At 45.1% G+C, this 17,821-nt stretch carries 12 protein-coding genes and 4 tRNA genes; 14 read left to right on the forward strand and 2 right to left on the reverse strand.

Features of this window, described 5'->3' with window-relative positions; genetic code table 11:
- The first annotated feature begins 199 nt into the window (after positions 1 to 199).
- The 7 genes from AWH61_RS05430 to AWH61_RS05460 all read left to right on the forward strand — a co-directional run bounded on the left by AWH61_RS05430 (position 200) and on the right by AWH61_RS05460 (position 4,495).
- A tRNA-Asp gene (locus tag AWH61_RS05430) sits at positions 200 to 276 on the forward strand.
- A gap of 30 nt (positions 277 to 306) precedes the next feature.
- A tRNA-Asp gene (locus AWH61_RS05435) sits at positions 307 to 383 on the forward strand.
- Positions 384 to 413: 30 nt separating this feature from the next.
- Positions 414 to 490: transfer RNA gene (locus tag AWH61_RS05440), tRNA-Asp, on the forward strand.
- A gap of 31 nt (positions 491 to 521) precedes the next feature.
- Positions 522 to 598 (forward strand) — tRNA-Asp (locus AWH61_RS05445).
- A 318-nt stretch (positions 599 to 916) separates the two neighbouring features.
- Positions 917 to 2,470: an EAL domain-containing protein gene (locus AWH61_RS05450; protein WP_075176406.1), complete on the forward strand. Its 1,554-nt coding sequence runs from the start codon at positions 917 to 919 to the stop codon at positions 2,468 to 2,470.
- Between the two features lie 101 nt (positions 2,471 to 2,571).
- Positions 2,572 to 3,282, forward strand: a complete 711-nt coding sequence (gene lolD, locus AWH61_RS05455; protein WP_039227046.1) for a lipoprotein-releasing ABC transporter ATP-binding protein LolD — start codon at positions 2,572 to 2,574, stop codon at positions 3,280 to 3,282.
- The gene (locus tag AWH61_RS05460) at positions 3,269 to 4,495 is read left to right on the forward strand and encodes a lipoprotein-releasing ABC transporter permease subunit (RefSeq protein ID WP_075176407.1); all 1,227 of its coding nucleotides are present in this window, start codon (positions 3,269 to 3,271) and stop codon (positions 4,493 to 4,495) included. The genes lolD and AWH61_RS05460 overlap by 14 nt, the downstream gene beginning before the upstream one ends.
- A 400-nt stretch (positions 4,496 to 4,895) precedes the next feature.
- Here AWH61_RS05460 and AWH61_RS05465 read toward each other — a convergent pair whose 3' ends face one another.
- Positions 4,896 to 6,242, reverse strand: coding sequence for a dicarboxylate/amino acid:cation symporter (locus AWH61_RS05465; protein ID WP_075176408.1), 1,347 nt, complete (start codon positions 6,240 to 6,242; stop codon positions 4,896 to 4,898).
- 114 nt (positions 6,243 to 6,356) lie between these two features.
- Between AWH61_RS05465 and AWH61_RS05470 the strand changes: the two genes are divergently transcribed.
- Positions 6,357 to 8,906: a beta strand repeat-containing protein gene (locus AWH61_RS05470; RefSeq protein WP_075176409.1), complete on the forward strand. Its 2,550-nt coding sequence runs from the start codon at positions 6,357 to 6,359 to the stop codon at positions 8,904 to 8,906.
- A 77-nt stretch (positions 8,907 to 8,983) separates the two neighbouring features.
- Here AWH61_RS05470 and astB read toward each other — a convergent pair whose 3' ends face one another.
- Positions 8,984 to 10,324, reverse strand: coding sequence for an N-succinylarginine dihydrolase (gene astB / locus AWH61_RS05475; protein WP_014976304.1), 1,341 nt, complete (start codon positions 10,322 to 10,324; stop codon positions 8,984 to 8,986).
- A 395-nt stretch (positions 10,325 to 10,719) separates the two neighbouring features.
- On the opposite strand from astB, the gene topA reads away from it, so the two are divergent.
- The 6 genes from topA to fdhD all read left to right on the forward strand — a co-directional run bounded on the left by topA (position 10,720) and on the right by fdhD (position 17,773).
- Positions 10,720 to 13,374 (forward strand): type I DNA topoisomerase, encoded by a 2,655-nt coding sequence (topA, locus tag AWH61_RS05480; protein WP_075176410.1) that lies wholly within the window; start codon positions 10,720 to 10,722, stop codon positions 13,372 to 13,374.
- A gap of 139 nt (positions 13,375 to 13,513) precedes the next feature.
- Positions 13,514 to 14,065 carry a DUF2058 domain-containing protein gene (locus AWH61_RS05485; RefSeq protein WP_014976306.1) on the forward strand — a complete coding sequence of 184 codons (552 nt, stop codon included), beginning with the start codon at positions 13,514 to 13,516 and terminating at the stop codon, positions 14,063 to 14,065.
- A gap of 347 nt (positions 14,066 to 14,412) precedes the next feature.
- Positions 14,413 to 15,252: a leishmanolysin-related zinc metalloendopeptidase gene (locus tag AWH61_RS05490; protein WP_075176411.1), complete on the forward strand. Its 840-nt coding sequence runs from the start codon at positions 14,413 to 14,415 to the stop codon at positions 15,250 to 15,252.
- 206 nt (positions 15,253 to 15,458) lie between these two features.
- The gene (locus tag AWH61_RS05495) at positions 15,459 to 16,370 is read left to right on the forward strand and encodes a LysR family transcriptional regulator (RefSeq protein ID WP_014976308.1); all 912 of its coding nucleotides are present in this window, start codon (positions 15,459 to 15,461) and stop codon (positions 16,368 to 16,370) included.
- Positions 16,363 to 17,001, forward strand: a complete 639-nt coding sequence (mobA, locus tag AWH61_RS05500; RefSeq protein ID WP_075176412.1) for a molybdenum cofactor guanylyltransferase — start codon at positions 16,363 to 16,365, stop codon at positions 16,999 to 17,001. The genes AWH61_RS05495 and mobA overlap by 8 nt, the downstream gene beginning before the upstream one ends.
- Positions 16,991 to 17,773, forward strand: a complete 783-nt coding sequence (fdhD, locus tag AWH61_RS05505; protein ID WP_075176413.1) for a formate dehydrogenase accessory sulfurtransferase FdhD — start codon at positions 16,991 to 16,993, stop codon at positions 17,771 to 17,773. Before mobA ends, fdhD begins: the two co-directional genes overlap by 11 nt.
- Positions 17,774 to 17,821: the final 48 nt, after the last annotated feature.

The following is a 17,821-nucleotide window of genomic DNA, read 5'->3' on the forward strand; positions in this document are numbered from 1 at the left end:
TCAGTTTAAGGCGTCGCTAATTTGTTCAGTTTGAATTTTATTTCGACATAATGCCTATTTAACAGGCAAACAAACCGCAGATGACAATTTTATTAATAAAAAGCGTTGACTCCACATAGGGGAATACGTATTATCTGCGCCGCAGTCAGGGGACAGGGCAACAACAGCCAAGTCAACTCACTGATAACATTGAAGATGTGGAGCGGTAGTTCAGTTGGTTAGAATACCGGCCTGTCACGCCGGGGGTCGCGGGTTCGAGTCCCGTCCGCTCCGCCACTCTTTCAATGGTATAACTAAAAGGTCTTCGGAGCGGTAGTTCAGTTGGTTAGAATACCGGCCTGTCACGCCGGGGGTCGCGGGTTCGAGTCCCGTCCGCTCCGCCATTTAGTTATACAGCGCAATCTCGATTATGTGGAGCGGTAGTTCAGTTGGTTAGAATACCGGCCTGTCACGCCGGGGGTCGCGGGTTCGAGTCCCGTCCGCTCCGCCATTAATCGAATAAAGCGCGCTTCCCATTATGCGGAGCGGTAGTTCAGTTGGTTAGAATACCGGCCTGTCACGCCGGGGGTCGCGGGTTCGAGTCCCGTCCGCTCCGCCATTAATGATAAGCTTTTCTTCTTAGATAATTCCCCCTTCTGGGGACATTCAAAAAGTTCTCTTTTTACTCTGTCGTTAAAATTGCTGTTCTCGCAATCGCACTTTATTTATTCTTACCCTCTTGTCAGTTAGCCATTCAAGAAATTGCTCCATTTCCCAATTGCACAATGTGACACTAGAAACATTATTCCTCTTCGATTAATAGTCTTCTATAAAGTAAAAAAACACCCAACAAACAGTAACATGCCCTAAAGTCGTAGTGTCTTTTTTTTAATTTGTACTAAAGTTAGGTCGTTCACGCTAAAAAAACACGGAAATTATGAATAAAAGCGACCAAAAACAGTACTTTCTTGCTGATAATTTAAAAGCAATTGGGGTGTCATTGCTAAGCGTAGTGGGTGTGACCCTATTACTTGCTATCGTTATGTTTGTGTTTATTCGAGAACAAGAAGAGAGTCGCGCTACAGAAATACTAGATAATGTGCGCGTAGTATTTAGAGATGCTGAGATCACGCTCGATTACCTAAATGCGCTTCCGTATCAAACCTGTGAAATGGATAACTTAGCGGAAATGCGAAAAACCTTGTTTCGCTCTCGATTTGTAAAAGAGATAGGTTTTTATCAAAATAACGAGCTATTGTGCAGTACTTATTTGGGCATTCTAGAAGAGCCCATGAAAGAGGTTAAGCCTGATTTTTATACTCAGCTTGGCGACGCTTTTTGGATAAATACTCCTCTTCAGCTTTTCGATAAACAAGCTACCGGTACTATAGTACAGCGCGGACGTTACAACGCAGTATTGGATATGGATAGTGTAATTGGTTACAGCTACACTCAAGATTGGCAGCTGTTCTACAATGGCGATCAGTTTTATCATATGGCAGGTAATCCTAGCCTTGTCGGTTCTACCCTCAGCCAAGATGACATGGACGCACGCACTGGCTATTTTTCCTTACAATTTATCCAGTGTGATGAACGCTACAATCATACCTGCCTAAAAGTGAAATCTGATCACGGTCGCGTATTAGATTTGCACATGGGCAAGCTGGTGTTGTTTGTGTTTGCTATGCTAATGACAGCAGCGTTGACGCATATGCTTACCTTTAACTATTTAAGACGACGACGTTCACTTGAGTCTCGCGTCAGTAAAGGGCTAAAAGAACATAAGTTCTATTGCTTGTACCAACCTTTTGTAAACTTGGAATCGGGAAAGGTCATTGGGTGCGAAGTATTGAGTCGATTTGAGGATGAATTTGGGCCGATTTACCCTGACGAATTTATTCCTCAGGTAAAAGAGCAGGATATGACCTGGGAATTTACGGTTGATATGATTACCACCGCCATGAGAGAGCTCAACGAAAATCCAGAGATCCCCGAAGGCTTTAAGGTATCGTTTAATCTATTCCCCTTCGATTTTACCCGCGAAGGTTGTTTGGACCTAGACTTTGTACTAGATATGAACGTAAAGAACTTCAAGTTAGTTTTAGAGATCACTGAAGATGAGCAAATCGCCACTCATAGTGCGGTGAAGCATATTAAGTCACTGAAGAGTAAAGGCTTCTTATTTGCAATTGACGACTTTGGAGTGGGTTATTCAAATTTAAGCCAGCTTAAAACGCTAAACTGTGATTACCTTAAAATTGACCGCAGCTTTGTTATGGATATGGAAGATAACAGCATTTGTTCATCACTCATCCCTCACATTGTGAGTATTGCCGAAGGACTTAATGTTGATTTGATTGCAGAAGGGGTTGAAAACATTGATCAATGCAATGAACTGAAAGGATTAACCATAGGCTTTGGTCAAGGGTGGTTATTTGGCAAGCCACAGTCTGCGGATGCACTGGCCAAAAGCGTTCAAGGCACGCAATAATACAGATTGATATTTACGTTTTAGCGCTGTTATTTTTCAGTTGGTGTTGGTAGTGTTTAACGCTACCATTCACCGTCTGGAAATTAAAGAAGAATACTCGCATGCAGGACGTGCTAATTTGCCGCAATATTAATAAAACCTATCAAGATGGCAGTAATGCTACCCCCGTTTTACACGATGTCTCTCTTTCAATAAAAGCTGGCGAACATGTTGCTATTTTAGGTAGCTCCGGCTCAGGTAAAAGCACCCTTTTACATATTCTTGGAGGGTTAGATAAACCTTCTAGCGGTGAAGTCGAATTCAATGGAAAATCACTCGGTCAATTATCTGGAAATGCATTAGCAAAGCTTCGCAATGACGAAATGGGCTTTATCTATCAATTTCATCATTTACTCGGTGAATTCACAGCGTTAGAAAATGTAGCAATGCCGCTAAGAATTAGAGGGCTCTCGACCAAATTGGCCCACGGCAAGGCTCGTGAAATGTTAGATGAAGTTGGGCTTTCTCACCGCGTCGACCATTTACCATCAACCATGTCAGGCGGTGAACGACAGCGTGTGGCAATAGCACGAGCTTTAGTTACCGAGCCATCAGTGGTACTGGCCGACGAACCTACAGGAAATCTTGATGACTCGACGGGTGAGCAAATTTATAAACTGCTTACTAGCTTAAGTGATAAAAAAGGGACAGCGTTTGTTGTCGTTACCCATGATATTACCTTGGCGGGGAAAATGGACAGGGTACTGAAGATAAAGGACGGCAGATTAGCGAGCGATACGTTATTCAAGGAGAACCAAGATGCTCGCCTTTGAATTGGCCCAACGCTTCAGAAAAAAACGTTCAGAACAGCGTTTCATCTCTTTTATTTCTATGTCATCCACCATTGGGATTGCCCTTGGTTGCTTTGTACTAATTGTGTTGCTGAGCGTAATGAACGGGTTTGAAAAAGAGCTTACAAGTCGTATTTTGAGTGTGGTTCCTCATGGTGAATTATATAGCAAGAGCGAAAGCGGGATAGAAAATTTAGACGCGCAGCTCTATCGTTTGTCTCAAGATAGCCGTATTGCCTCTGTCACGCCATACACAGGGATAACCGGAATGTTGCAGTCAAAGGGGGAGTTGAAGGCAATTAGCGTTACTGGTATTCCGGTTAACAGTGTTAGAGACAAATATGCTGAAAGAGTCACAAGTGAGGATTGGCAACGTTTTTCGACGCAGAAAAATGGTCTCATTGTAGGAAAGGGTATTTTCGCTTCCATGGACCTCAATATTGGTGACATTGTTCAAATACTCATTCCCCAAACAACACAGGATCTAACCTTCAAAGCCCCACGTTCAATTACGCTTTCTATTTCTGGAGTGCTATCTGTTGGCGGCGAACTCGATAACCAACTGGGTTTAATGCACTTGGAAACAGCGTCTGAAGCTATTGGTATTTCATCTAAGTCACAAGGAATTCAGTTTACACTTATCGACCCATTTTCAGCTTACGACACGATGCGAGATATAGGTTACAGCTACCCTCAGGGTGTTTACATGTCTGACTGGACACTTACCCAGGGCCATTTATATAACGATATTCAGCTAGTTAGAGCTGTGGTGTATATCGCCTTGACGCTAGTCATTGCCGTTGCTTGTTTTAACATTGTGTCATCACTGGTTATGGCAGTTAGAGACAAACAGGCTGCCATCGCAATATTAAAAACCATGGGAGCGACGGATCGTTTAATTCGCAATACCTTTGTGTTGCAGGGCGTTATCAATGGCGTTATAGGCATTACTGTAGGTGTGGTTTTAGCGCTACTGGTAGCACCTAACCTCTCTGAGATTGTTCGCTTTATTGAGGTGGCGATAGGCATAGAAATTCTATCAGGCGATATATATTTCATCGATTTCCTACCATCTGATCTACATTGGCAAGACGTTGTTGTAACCGTGGTTGTTGCTATGTTCTTGAGTGTGGGCGCTACTATTTACCCGGCGCAAAAGGCAGCCAAAGTATCACCTTCATCAGCGCTTCACTAACTTTAAGCTCAATAGGGTAAGTAATACCAGTCAGCATAGATCATTACCCACTCAGCGAGAGTTAAAATGTTCGTAATCGCGGCGTGTTACCGCAGGTATAGTGGTTCTACATCAAGGTGACACAACAAAGAGTACGGACATTTTAAACTCGCCCTTCGGGAAGGTCTGGCAAGCTTCCTAGCTTCATTCTGGGAATTTGAAAGGGAACAGCCATTCCTGCATTCCCACGCTTTGCTAGGAAGCTTGCCAGCGCCTTCTGAGTGGGCAATTATCTATGCGGATTGGTATAACGGAGCACGCAACTAACTAAAAAGGCCAGCAATTGATGCTGGCCTTTTTTAGTATGCGACTGCTTCTGTAAACTCATATGTAAATCGAGCTAAAGAAGCTTTTGTAGTCGTTATTTATTTTTTTCAAAATGTTCGAAGTCCACATCTTCCTGCTTCAAACCGGCTTTAGGATCGTTATAAATGCTTTCGTCCAATGCTCCTTCGCTTTTAGCTACAATGCACGACACCATACAGTCGCCTGTAATGTTTACCGCAGTGCGTGTCATATCCAGCAGTCTGTCTACACCGATAATAAGTGCGATCCCTTCAACCGGTAGGTTCACTTGCTGCAATACCATAGCTAGCATGATAAGGCCCACACCTGGCACACCAGCGGTTCCGATAGAAGCAAGGGTGGCGGTAAGTACTACCATCATATAGTCGCCAAGGCTTAAATCGACAGCGTAAACCTGGGCAATAAAGACCGTGGCAACACCTTGCATTATGGCCGTGCCGTCCATGTTAATTGTTGCGCCTAGCGGCAGGGTGAACGACGATACCGAGTTACCTACGCCAAGCTTGTTTTTCGCCGTTTCCATTGTGACGGGCAAGGTAGCGCTACTGCTTGAGGTACTAAATGCGAATAGCGCAGCGTCACGCATTTTCTTCATCAAGATAACAGGGTTTAATCCCGATAAAGCTTTTAGCAGCACTGAGTAGGTTACCAGGCCGTGAAGGATTAACACGCCAAATACTAAGAAGAAATATTTCGCCAGGCTCAGAATTGTTTCGCCACCAATAGTGGAGAAGAGTTTCGCCATCAACACGTACACGCCGTATGGCGCTAAGTTCATGATGATGGTTACAAGACGCATGATTACCGTATTAATATCTTCAAAGATAGCGGTAAGACGCTTGCCCGCATCACCTGTCATCGCCATAGCTATACCAAACAGTACGGCAAACACAATGATCTGTAGCATGTTGCCCTGTGCCATTGAGTTAATTGGGTTGCTTGGGAACATGTTAACGATAACGTCAGACAGGCTAGGGGCCTCTTTCGCTTGGAAGGTAGTTTCTGTTGTTAGATTTAGCCCATCACCCGGAGACACCACTAAAGCTATACTCATGGCTAGTGTTATGGCAATGGCGGTTGTGACAACATAGAGTCCGACTGACTTTGCGCCAAGTCTTCCCAATTTACTAGGGTCAGACAGTGTGCTGGTTCCGCAAATTAAGGAAACAAACACAAGAGGAACCACAAGCATTTTTAAGCTGGCAATAAATATTTGGCCGAGAGTGGAAAATATACCTTCTACAAGAATGTTATACGTTGAGAACTCTAAACCGAATATCGAAAAAGTAAAATCTCCGCTATCATCAAACAATAATTGGAGAAAGACACCAGTCAAGATACCGGCAGCCATGCCGATAAAGATGCGGGCGGTTAAACTATATTTATGTGCAGATGAAGACATTAATGTTCCCTGTGCATTTTTATATTTTTAATCTTTCGTAGTGTGCCAGATTCAGTTGATTTTTAAACATAAAAAACGACGCAATTGTCAATAAAAGAGGTTCAGGAACGAATTATGTCGACATTAGCGAAAACGCTAAGCCTAATTAGCGCATTATTTATGCTAACAGCATGTGGTGGGGGCGGTTCATCAGTCTCTCGAGATAACACGGACAACGGAAGCGGAGACGGCGGTACCACATCACCAACCTATTCAATCGCTTTAACACTGGAAAATGAAAGTGGAGCAAGCGACAACAGCCTTTCTGAAGACAATAGTCTGTTTGTTGTTGCGACCGTGTCAGATCAAGATGGCAATCCGCATGCAGACGCGTTACTAACCTTTACGCTAAGCAACGAACAACTAGCCGAGTTTGGCAACGACACGGGAACGGCGCGTACAAATTCAAATGGTGTAGCCCGATTACGTCTTAATGCCAGCACGGCTTCTGGAGATGGCGAAATTACCGCTGCGCTCGGTAGCGGCGAAACGGGAACTACTACGTTTTCAGCCACAGCGGTGACAAGCACCGACCCAACCACAATAAGTGTATCGCTAGCCCTACAAAATGCAGCTGGGGAAGCAGACAACAGCTTATCTTCTAGCAACGCATTGGTTGCACTGGCAACCGTGACCAATTCTGAGGGTGAGCCTCAAGCCGATTTGCTCCTAACTTTCTCATTGAGCAATGATGATTTAGCGACGTTTTCTAACGATACTGCCACTGCACTGACTAATGCTGAAGGCGTAGCGTCGATCGGTATGTCGGTGGGAAGCGCATCAGGGGATGGTGAAGTAACGGCTACTTTGTCAACGGGTGAAGCGGATTCAACTACATTCAGCTCTACGGGTAGTACAACGGTAAGTGAAGAGCCCGCGTCACTGGAGCTTTATGCTAACAGCATTCAGCTCGCCTCAAGCGGTAGTGATGAAGTTGAGTTGATAGCACTGGTCAAAAATGAACAAAGTGTGCTGATGGAAGGGGTAGAAGTAAGTTTCTCTGCCGCATCAGGCGATGGGGTTGAACTTCAATTAACTCAACCAGAAACCGCCGCAGATGGTACAGCGCGCGCAATATTAACGTCTCAAAACGATGCGTCAAACCGCACCGTCACCATTACAGCAGGTGCAGGCAGCCTTACGCAAACAGTTGAAATTACCATTGCTGGTACAGAAGTCACCATCAACGGTGCATCGTCTGTTATTTTGAACGACAGCGTAGATTATACAATTCGTGTTCAGGACTCTGACGGAACATCAATTCTCAACCAAGACATAGTGCTAAGTGCGGTTAACGGAACGCTTAGCAGCACGACTGTTAATACGGGTGCAAACGGACAAGCGACAGTGTCTTACACTGCATCAACGTCTGGCGAAGATACTATCACTGCGGCAGCACTTAACGCTGAGACAAGCTTTACGGTGCAAGTTCAGCAAGACGAATTTAACTTTGTCAACTTGCCTACAGAGGAAGTGCCGCTAGGGCAGACTCAAACTATTACGGTCCAGTGGCGTCAAGACAACACGCCTGTGGTAGGTCAGAATGTTACCTTTAGCGCGTCACGTGGTGTTATTGCGGGCAACGCAACTGTAGTGACCGATGCAGAAGGGCAAGCGAGTATTGATATCAGTGCGAATAATGCTGGTATCTCTTCAATCACTGCATCAGCGAGTGACGGAAGTGGGAATGTGTTGGTTTCAGCACTCACTCAGATTGAGTTTATTGCTACCACACCTCACACACTGATTGCCGATGCATCACCTGATATCATTGGCCCTGACGGTCAAACCAGTACCATCAGTGCGGTTGTTCGCGACGTTGATGGAAACTTAGTGAAAAACAGTGTAGTTAACTTCTCTGTATCTGACGTATCGACCGGATTTGTATCACCTTCTCAGGCAACCACCGACAGCAAGGGGATAGCGACCACCGTCTTTACTTCAGGCTCGGTATCGACTCAAGACGCGGTAGTGGTTACTGCGTTTGTTGCTGACGACCCAGCCATTGACGACGAGGTTGTGTTAACAGTGGGCGCACGTGCTTTTGATATCTCGCTAGGAACGGGTAATGAGCTTGAAGAAGCCACATCGACTTCTTACCTAAAGCGCTTTGGTGTGTTTGTATCAGATTCTGCAGGTCAGCCCGTTAGTGGCGTCAACCTGACTGCGTCAGTTGCGCCGGTAAAATACGTAAATGGCGGTGAGTATAGAACCGGCTTTTGGGTATTCGACGATGATGCTTCTCAATGGGTTGCAATAGTAAATCAAAACTGTGAAACCGAAGACGTTAACGACAACGGTATTTTGGATACAACGCCAAGAGATGAAGATACCAATGAAGACGGTATGTTAACTCCTGGATTAATTGGGACCATCGCGTTTGCCAACGGTGCAGCGGTGACAGATGAGAATGGCTACGCGGAATTGGAATACCGTTATCCTCGCAGCTATGCAATCTGGTATGACGCTGTCATTTCAGTGTTTGGGCAGTCTACAGGCAGTGAAGCAAGTGCGAAAATGCGTTACACGCTGAGTATTTCTGCTGACGATGTGACGGATGAAGGGGCGTCACCGCCGGCTAATCCATTCGGCGTAACTGATCAGTGTACGCTGGTCACACCATAAAGAGTTCATACTTAACAAATAAAAAAAGCCGGCTTATAGCCGGCTTTCTTTTTCGCTTAATTTTAATCAGCTTTAACTTATGCCTGTTGGAATGGGTAAACCGAACCAATTTTAAGGATTTGTGTAAGCTCATCAAGCGCAGTACGAGATTCAATGAGAAGCTGCGGATCGCGCAAGTCATCTTCACCTAATTCATCGCGATAGTGCTTGTCGACCCAAGCGTTTAGGCGAGCGAACTGTGTATCGTTGATTAACGTATTTTGATTAACTGCGGCAAGTTCTTGGTCATTCATCGCAACGCGCAAACGCAAACATGCCGGACCACCGCCATTACGCATGCTTTGTTTTACATCAAAATAATTAACCGACTTAATGGGCGTACCCAGAGTTACCAGCTTGTCTAAATAGCGCTTAACGGCTTCATTTTCCTCACACTCAGTTGGCGCGATGATGGTCATATCACCACTTGGAAGCGTTATAATTTGCGTATTGAACAAGTAGGTTTTTACTGCGTCTTGTACAGAGACTTCAGCGGTCGGCACTTCGATAAAGTGAAGCGGTTCGCTACCGAATTTAGCTTGAAGCTCTTTAAATCCTGCGTCTTTTTGATAAAACGCTTGCTCGTGGAAAAACAACACATTTTGGTTACCAACAGCGATCACATCGTTGTGAAATACGCCCTGGTCGATGACGTCTGGGTTTTGCTGCATGTAAACTACGCCATCGTCGTCTAGACCGTGTAAGCGAGCTACTGCTTGGCATGCTTCTAGCGTTTGGCGAGCCGGATATTTTTTCGGTGCTGGTTTGCTGGTATCAAATGCATGACGACCATAAACAAACAACTCTACGCCTGCCTGACCGTAGTTGCTGCAAAGTCGCGTGTGGTTGGCTGCACCTTCGTCACCAAAATGCTCGTTATCTGGCAGGTGCTGGTGATGAGCAAAGTGCTTTTCATTGGCAAATGTACCACGCAGGATATTGCCTGTAACCTGAGGCTCTAGTGAACGATGGAACTTGTTGGTTAAGTTTGCAGGGGTAAAGTGAACGCGACCATCGGCAGTATCGGCACTAGGAGACACAGTGGCGGCATTTGCAGTCCACATGCTACTGGCAGAACAACAAGCAAGGAAAATCTCGCGAGATTGCTTTGCAGCGCTTTCTAGCACGCGAGCATCAGAGCCTGTAAAGCCTAAACGGCGCAGTGCGGCGATGTCAGGACGCTCTTGTGGGGCCAACACACCTTGAACCATTCCCATATCGGCCAACGCCTTTGCTTTGGCTAAGCCTTGCTTTGCAGCTTGTTTTGGACTGCTCTTTGCGTTTGCGTTGTTCAGGGAAGCGACATTGCCAAACGACAAACCGGCATAGTTATGGGTAGGTCCTACAAGACCATCAAAGTTAACTTCAAACTGCTTCATACTTTCCCTCATTCTTGGAGTTTTGGCGCTTGACCCTATATGTTACTTTTCCATACGCACTGCGATTAATTCAATAGCAGCGGCAACGCTTTCGTTCTTTTACAGGGGCAAACGATGCACTTCTTCACACCTGAACATGTTGTCAGGCTAGGTTGGAATGGCTGGCATTATACGGCTTTTAAGGCCAATGCCAATCGCGCTGTTTATTTATTGCACAGTTTTTGCGCGTGTTTAAAGCAAAGGAAAGAATAAGTATGAAGAAGATCTTGTTTTCCATTCACTTTGTAGATATATGTTAAAAAAGAGCGAGTACCCTATATATAGTGCAAGGTTGCTCCAATTTTCAGAATTTGACGTAAATAGTCATTAAAAATCAATAGGTTTAGTTCAATTATATGGCAAAATCACTGGTCATAGTCGAGTCACCAGCCAAAGCGAAAACGATAAATAAATATCTCGGTAAAAATTTTATCGTAAAAAGTTCGGTTGGCCACGTGCGAGATCTTCCGACGAAGGCTTTAGGCAAAGTAGAGCCTAAAAAAACGGCTAAAGAACTCAAAACTTTAAGCGAAGAAGAGCGTCAAGAATATCTTCGCCGTCACGAATATTTGAAGCTTGTAGACAGAATGGGTGTGGATCCAGAGAAAGACTGGAAAGCCCACTATCAAGTGCTGCAGGGTAAAGAGAAAGTCGTTAACGAACTTAAAAAGCTTGCTAAAGATGCTGACACTATCTATCTCGCGACCGATTTGGACCGCGAAGGGGAAGCGATTGCATGGCATTTACAAGAGCTGCTAGGTAAAAAAGACAAAACTTACCAGCGAGTGGTGTTTAACGAAATTACTAAAAACGCGATTCAAGATGCGTTCTCAGATCCGGGCGAACTAAATATCTCTCGCGTCAACGCCCAGCAGGCTCGTCGATTCCTAGACCGTGTTGTAGGCTTCATGGTATCGCCACTTCTGTGGAAAAAAATTGCGCGAGGCCTCTCAGCAGGGCGAGTTCAATCGGTAGCGGTTAGACTTGTTGTAGAGCGTGAGCGAGAAATTAAAGCGTTTGTACCTGAAGAGTTTTGGGACGTACACGCAGATTTAACTAGCCAGCAAAAAGCGGCACTGCGCATGCTAGTAGCAAAGCACCAGGGCAATGCGTTTAAGCCTAAAAACAAGGCCGAAACTGATAAAGCGCTTGCTGACTTAGAAGGGGCTAACTACACGGTAGAAAGCCGCGAGTCAAAGCCTACGCAAAGTCGTCCTTCTGCACCATTTATTACCTCAACGCTACAACAAGCGGCAAGTACTCGATTGGGCTTTGGTGTTAAGAAAACCATGATGATGGCACAGCGCCTTTATGAGGCGGGCTACATCACCTATATGCGTACGGATTCAACCAATTTAAGCCAAGAGGCGTTGGACAGTGCTCGTGCGTACATTTCAGATAATTTTGGTGACAAGTACCTGCCTGATTCGCCAAATCGCTACGGCAGTAAAGAAGGTGCGCAAGAGGCGCACGAAGCGATCCGTCCTTCAAACGTGAGCATAAGTGCTGCAAGTTTAGGCGATATGGAACGCGATGCACAGCGTCTTTATGAGCTTATTTGGCGCCAGTTTGTGGCCTGTCAAATGACTCCAGCTAAGTACGATGCAACCACTATTAAAGTGGCGGCGGGTGATTACGAGCTGACGGCGAAGGGCCGCGTACTTAAGTTCGATGGCTGGACTCGCGTTCAACCTCAGCTTCGTAAAAAAGGCGAAGAAGAGCTCATGTTGCCTGATGTACAAAAAGGCGATGTGCTTGACTTAAAAGCGCTTGATCCTAAACAGCACTTCACCAAGCCTGTAGCGCGATTTAATGAAGCTTCGTTGGTAAAAGAGCTTGAAAAACGCGGTATTGGTCGTCCATCGACCTACGCCAGTATTATTTCGACGATTCAAGATCGCGGCTATGTGCGCTTAGAGAACAAGCGTTTTTATGCCGAGAAAATGGGCGAAATCGTAAACGATCGTCTGATGGAAAACTTTGACGATTTAATGAGCTATGACTTTACTGCCAACATGGAGCAGCATCTTGATGATATTGCTGAAGGCAAGAAAGATTGGAAGGACGTGCTCAACGACTTTTACAGCGGCTTCTACGGAAAACTGTTAAACGCTGAGAAAGACCCTGAAGAGGGCGGTATGCGCTTGAATCAGGCAGTGCCTGCAGGTGTTGAGTGCGATAAATGCGGCCGTGAAATGAACGTGAGAACCGCGTCAACTGGCGTATTCTTGGGCTGTTCAGGCTACAATTTACCGCCGAAAGAGCGCTGCACAAACACCATGAATTTAACGCCTGGTGACGAAGTCGTGAAAGTGGACGATGAAGAAGAGCTCGAAACAGAAGCGCTTCGTTCTAAAAAGCGTTGTCCTAAGTGCGGCACGGCGATGGACAGTTACTTGGTTGACGAAACCCGTAAACTTCATGTGTGTGGTAACACGCCAACATGTGATGGCACCTTAGTTGAAACAGGCACATTCAAGATAAAAGGCTATGACGGCCCCATTATTGAGTGTGATAAATGTGGCAGCGATATGGAGCTTAAAAACGGTCGATTTGGTAAATACTTCGGCTGCACCAACGAAGAGTGTAAGAATACTCGTAAGCTACTTAGAAACGGTGAAGCTGCGCCGCCAAAAGAAGATCCGGTAGATTTACCTGAGCTTCCGTGTGAAAAGTCTGACGCGCACTTTATGCTACGTGATGGCGCTTCGGGAATTTTCTTAGCGGCGCATAACTTTCCAAAGTCGCGTGAAACTCGTGCGCCGAAAGTGGAAGAACTTGCTCGCTTTAGAGATAGAATTTCGCCGAAATTCTATTATCTTGCTGATGCGCCACAAACAGACCCTGATGGTAACCCTGCAATAGTTCGATACAGCAGGAAGACCAAACAGCAATACGTGATGTCTGAGAATGACAACGGTAAAGCAACAGGATGGTCTGCGTGGTACGACAATGGCAAATGGCAGGAGCAAGCCGCTAAAAAGCCAGCGACTAAAGCCAAGAAGAAGTAACGCCTTTAATTCGGAAAAGGTAAAAATAGACCTTTAATTGAAATTCACAAGCCCGACATTGCTCGGGCTTGTTACGTAGTTAAAAGACGGTAAGCGTCTGCAAAGCGTATCAATAGAAAAAGAGTAACAGAGAGTAATTATGGCCTCCTTACAAGACCAACTACTGAAAGCCGGTTTGGCCGATAAAGCGTCTGCAAAGCAAGCGCGTGCAGATAAACGCAAAAAACAAAAGCAAAAGAATAAGCAAAAACAACCTGTCGTTGATGAAGCGACTATTGCTGCTCAACAAGCAGCTGAAGAGAAAAAAGCGCGCTCACGCGAGCTAAACCAGCTTCAACAGCAGGAGCGAGAGAAGCGCTCAATTATTGCGCAGGTAAGGCAGCTTATTACGGTAAACAAACAACCGCGCAATGGCGAAACCTTACTTAACTTTACACACGACAACGTAGTAAAGCGTCTGTATGTGAGTGAAGAGATGCACAAGCAAGTGACAAAAGGTCGTTTGGCTGTTGTATTGCTAGATGACGCTTATGAACTAGTACCAGCCCCCGTTGCTGACAAAATTGCGCAGCGCGACGAGGCTTCAGTTATTTACCGTGCTGATTTAGATAAGAGCGGAGCCGACGGTAAAGATGAAGAAGAAGATGATTGGTACGCCGATTATGAAATTCCAGATGATTTAACCTGGTAGGCCCTCTAATTCATTCTCGCAGCCGCGCTCTGTATCACAGAGCGTGGTAAGCGGGAAAGTCGACGTAAAAAAGTTTCAATAATTCTCCCACTCCCAATACGTCATTGTGCCAATGGCGAACGACTTACCGTTAAGCATTCTCTGTTAAAAAATTCAACACGTTGATCTTTAGTAATTTTTACTTTTGCCGTTAACAAGCAATCTTTCTCATAACTACTTACGGTTTTCTCTACTATAGTTTTTTTAGTCCTTACCCTGTTGAGCTTTGAAATACAGCAAAGATAAACAGGCCTACGTTACTCATTTTATTTGCATCGAACGTTTTTTCTTAGTTTTGGAGGGGTGCCATGGGTGTCTCAATTAAGTGGTTCTTCAGTGTTGTGGTGTCGTTGTGTGTGTCTTTTTCAGCAAATGCAGGACTATTCAAAATTTCTATTAACGATCTTGGTGGTTTAACACCTTCACAATCCAGCGCTTTTGATGATGCAATCGCTTATTGGGAGTCTTACCTAATAGGCGTTCAAAGCGAGTTTAATCACAATATTGTTATAGATGCGAGTGGCGTTGCACTTGATGGTGTGGGTGGCATATTGGGTAGTGCTGGCCCAACGGGTATCACTCAGCTACCAGACAGCACTTTTGTTTATGCAAATAAAGGCCGCATGCGTTTTGATACGGCAGACCTTGCTAGCTTAGAAAGTCGCGGTACGCTTTTTGATGTCATCGTACACGAGATGGCCCATGTAATTGGATTTGGAACATTGTGGACGACCGACTTTTTTATTGCGGGCAGCCAATCTAACTACGTCAGCGGTTCAGGGCGTTACACCGGAGAGTACGCTTTGGAAATTTATCGCCGCGAGTTTGTTGAAAACGCCACATTTATTCCTGTAGAACTGGGGGGAGGAGCCGGCACTGCCAACAGTCACTGGGACGAACCTTGGCCTGGTGGTTCATCAGATTTAATGACAGGGTATTTGGGGCCATATCCAATTTCGTTAAGTGATACCACTGTAGCGTCGTTTGCTGATATTGGCTATTTGACTACGGTTACTCATGCAGTAAGTGAAGCCGCAACGGTATGGCTATTTCTATTTTCAATGGGACTTGTTGTAAGAAGGCATCATCAAAGGTCAACAGGCGCTAGTACACGTCGTCTACAAATTTTTCAGGCGATGTCGGTCTAGCAGCGTCGAAGCGCTTGCGCAGAACAAAATGCTAAATCTATGCTGGGCGAATAATCTTGAGTGATAGTTTTTATCAATCAGTATGTGCACATATTTTTGGGATTTTTGGCTTATTCTAAAAACATGCGTTTAATGTACTTACAAGTCAAGAATTCCATTGGTAGAATCATGATAGAAGCTATCTATCATGATTAAGGTATTGGTCTTTGGATATTCGTCAGCTCCGGTTTCTGGTCGCGTTAGATGAGACGCAGCACTTCGGTAAAGCGGCTAAGTCGTGCAATGTTACACAACCCACGCTTTCTTCACGTCTTCATAATTTAGAAGATGAGCTTGGCATTCAGTTGGTGGCTCGCAACCACAGATTCCAAGGCTTTACGCCGGAAGGTGAAAGAATTTTGGCATGGGCAAGGAATATCTTAGCGGCGTGTGACGGATTACAAGCGGAAGCTGCATCGTGCAAAGGTGCCTTAGTTGGCCGACTTCGGATTGGTGCCGTTCCTCTAGCGAGTGTCGATCCTATCGACATTATTGACACCCTCTCAAAACAGCACAGTGCACTACAGTTTTCCTTACAAACACATAGCAGTGAGTATATCGTTAACGCGCTACACCGTAACGAGCTTGACCTGGGTCTTTGTTACCTTGAAGGCATGAGCGCGCAACACTTCCATATTTTGCCGTTTAAAGCTACACCAATGGTGTTGCTGTATCACCCTAATCATTACTGCTTTGAGCAAGATACCCTAAGCTGGCAGTCTCTTTCATCACTGCCACTTGGGTTATTAACACCTTCAATGCACTTTAGGCAGTCAATCACGTTAAACATGGCAAATGTGGGCGTGAACAATGAGCCTGTTATTGAATCAGACTCGGTTCATTGTTTACTGCAAGCAGTGAAAAAGGGGATGTGTTGTACGATCCTTCCAACGAACGTCGCAAAGGCCAATGATGATTTAGGGCTCGCCTATGTTACTGTTGACGATGGTAAAACCATTTCGCCTCTAGGGCTTATCATGCGAAAAGGCGAACCCAGCTCTCCCATTGCCAAGCAATGCTTTGAGTTTTTAAAAGGATATGAGGAGATTTTCAATAAAGGGGGCATATGCAGTGAGTAAAGTGAATACGACACTCATCGGTTTAGTGCTTGCGGGTGGTCAATCGCGCAGAATGGGGCAAGATAAAGCACTTATGCGTTATAAGGGCCGTACTCTCATCGATAATGCTTCGTTACTTTTACAGTCTGCGAGTTGTGATAAAGTGTTAATTAGCCGCAACGCGCCAGGCTTTTTGAATGACAGAATTGAAGATGCAGGTCCGCTTAGCGGAGTACATGCTGTTTTAGACGCACTATCTCAATCTGATAATCACAATGGCAATCCTTGTGAACTACTTGTTCTTCCCGTTGACATGCCGCAGATGACGCCCGAGCTTTTGAGAATATTAGTTTCGCGAGGGCGAGAGGCTGAAAAGGCATGTTATGTGGAAAAACGCTTTTTGCCTTTCTATTTACCCGTTACTCAGGACACCAAAGCCCTCTTAGCCAACTATCTAGTTGAGCAAAGTAAAAGACGAGTGGTAGGATTTTTAGAAATTCTCAATGCAGTTTCTCTTAAAGAAGGCGACCTCAAAAAAATAGCGCGTAAAGATGAAAGCGATAACAAAAAGCGTCTCGCAAATATGTCCAATGAAGATGGCGTAGAGTGGTTGAATGTGAATACTCCAGGTGATTGGCCACATGAAAAGTAACACTGAACAACACGCATTAGTTTTAGATGCCACACCCTATATTCAAAAGTTTGCCCTTGCCGAAGAAGTCGCTTTAAGCATTAGTTATAACGGTATTAATTATGCCGTAATGCTGATAACCCCAAACGACATTGAAGATTTCATTGTGGGCTTCAGTTTAAGTAACGACATTATTGAACATCCCCGCCAGCTTTACGGTATTGAATTGACGCATCACAAAGAACACATCAATGCGGAAGTTGAAATTGCCAATCAGGCGTTCTGGAAGTTAAAGGAAAATAAACGGCAATTGGCGGGGGCGTCGGGCTGTGGGCTCTGCGGTGTTGAGGCATTAGACAACGCTTTGCCTCAATTGACGTCTATTGATGTATCGCCTTTGCCTGATGTGAGCTGGTTTAAAGGATTGCGAAGCCTTATATCTAATGCGCAAGCATTAGCTCAGCAGAGCGGTGCGGTGCATGGAGCGCTCTACATTGATGCTAAGCGCAATGTGCTGGCATGCCGAGAAGATATAGGAAGGCATAATGCTTTTGATAAATTAATTGGTGCTATCACCACCAAAAAACTCTTTCAACCTGAAGGTATTGTTGTGCTCACAAGCCGCTGCAGTTTAGAGTTGGTTCAAAAAGCGATAAGAGCTAAATTACCTTTGGTAGTGACGCTATCTGCTCCTACAGCCTTATCAGTAAAGTGGGCAAGCCGTTATGGTCTCACCCTGATCCATGTACCTAAGTATGACCCTCCAAGAGCTTACGCACCGCAAGAAAAGTAGTGCGCAGCGAGCCAGTTAGAAACAAAGGGCCTGTACTGATAAGTACCG

The organism is Alteromonas sp. W12, assembly GCF_001924945.1.
In the GTDB taxonomy this organism is placed as follows: domain Bacteria; phylum Pseudomonadota; class Gammaproteobacteria; order Enterobacterales; family Alteromonadaceae; genus Alteromonas; species Alteromonas macleodii.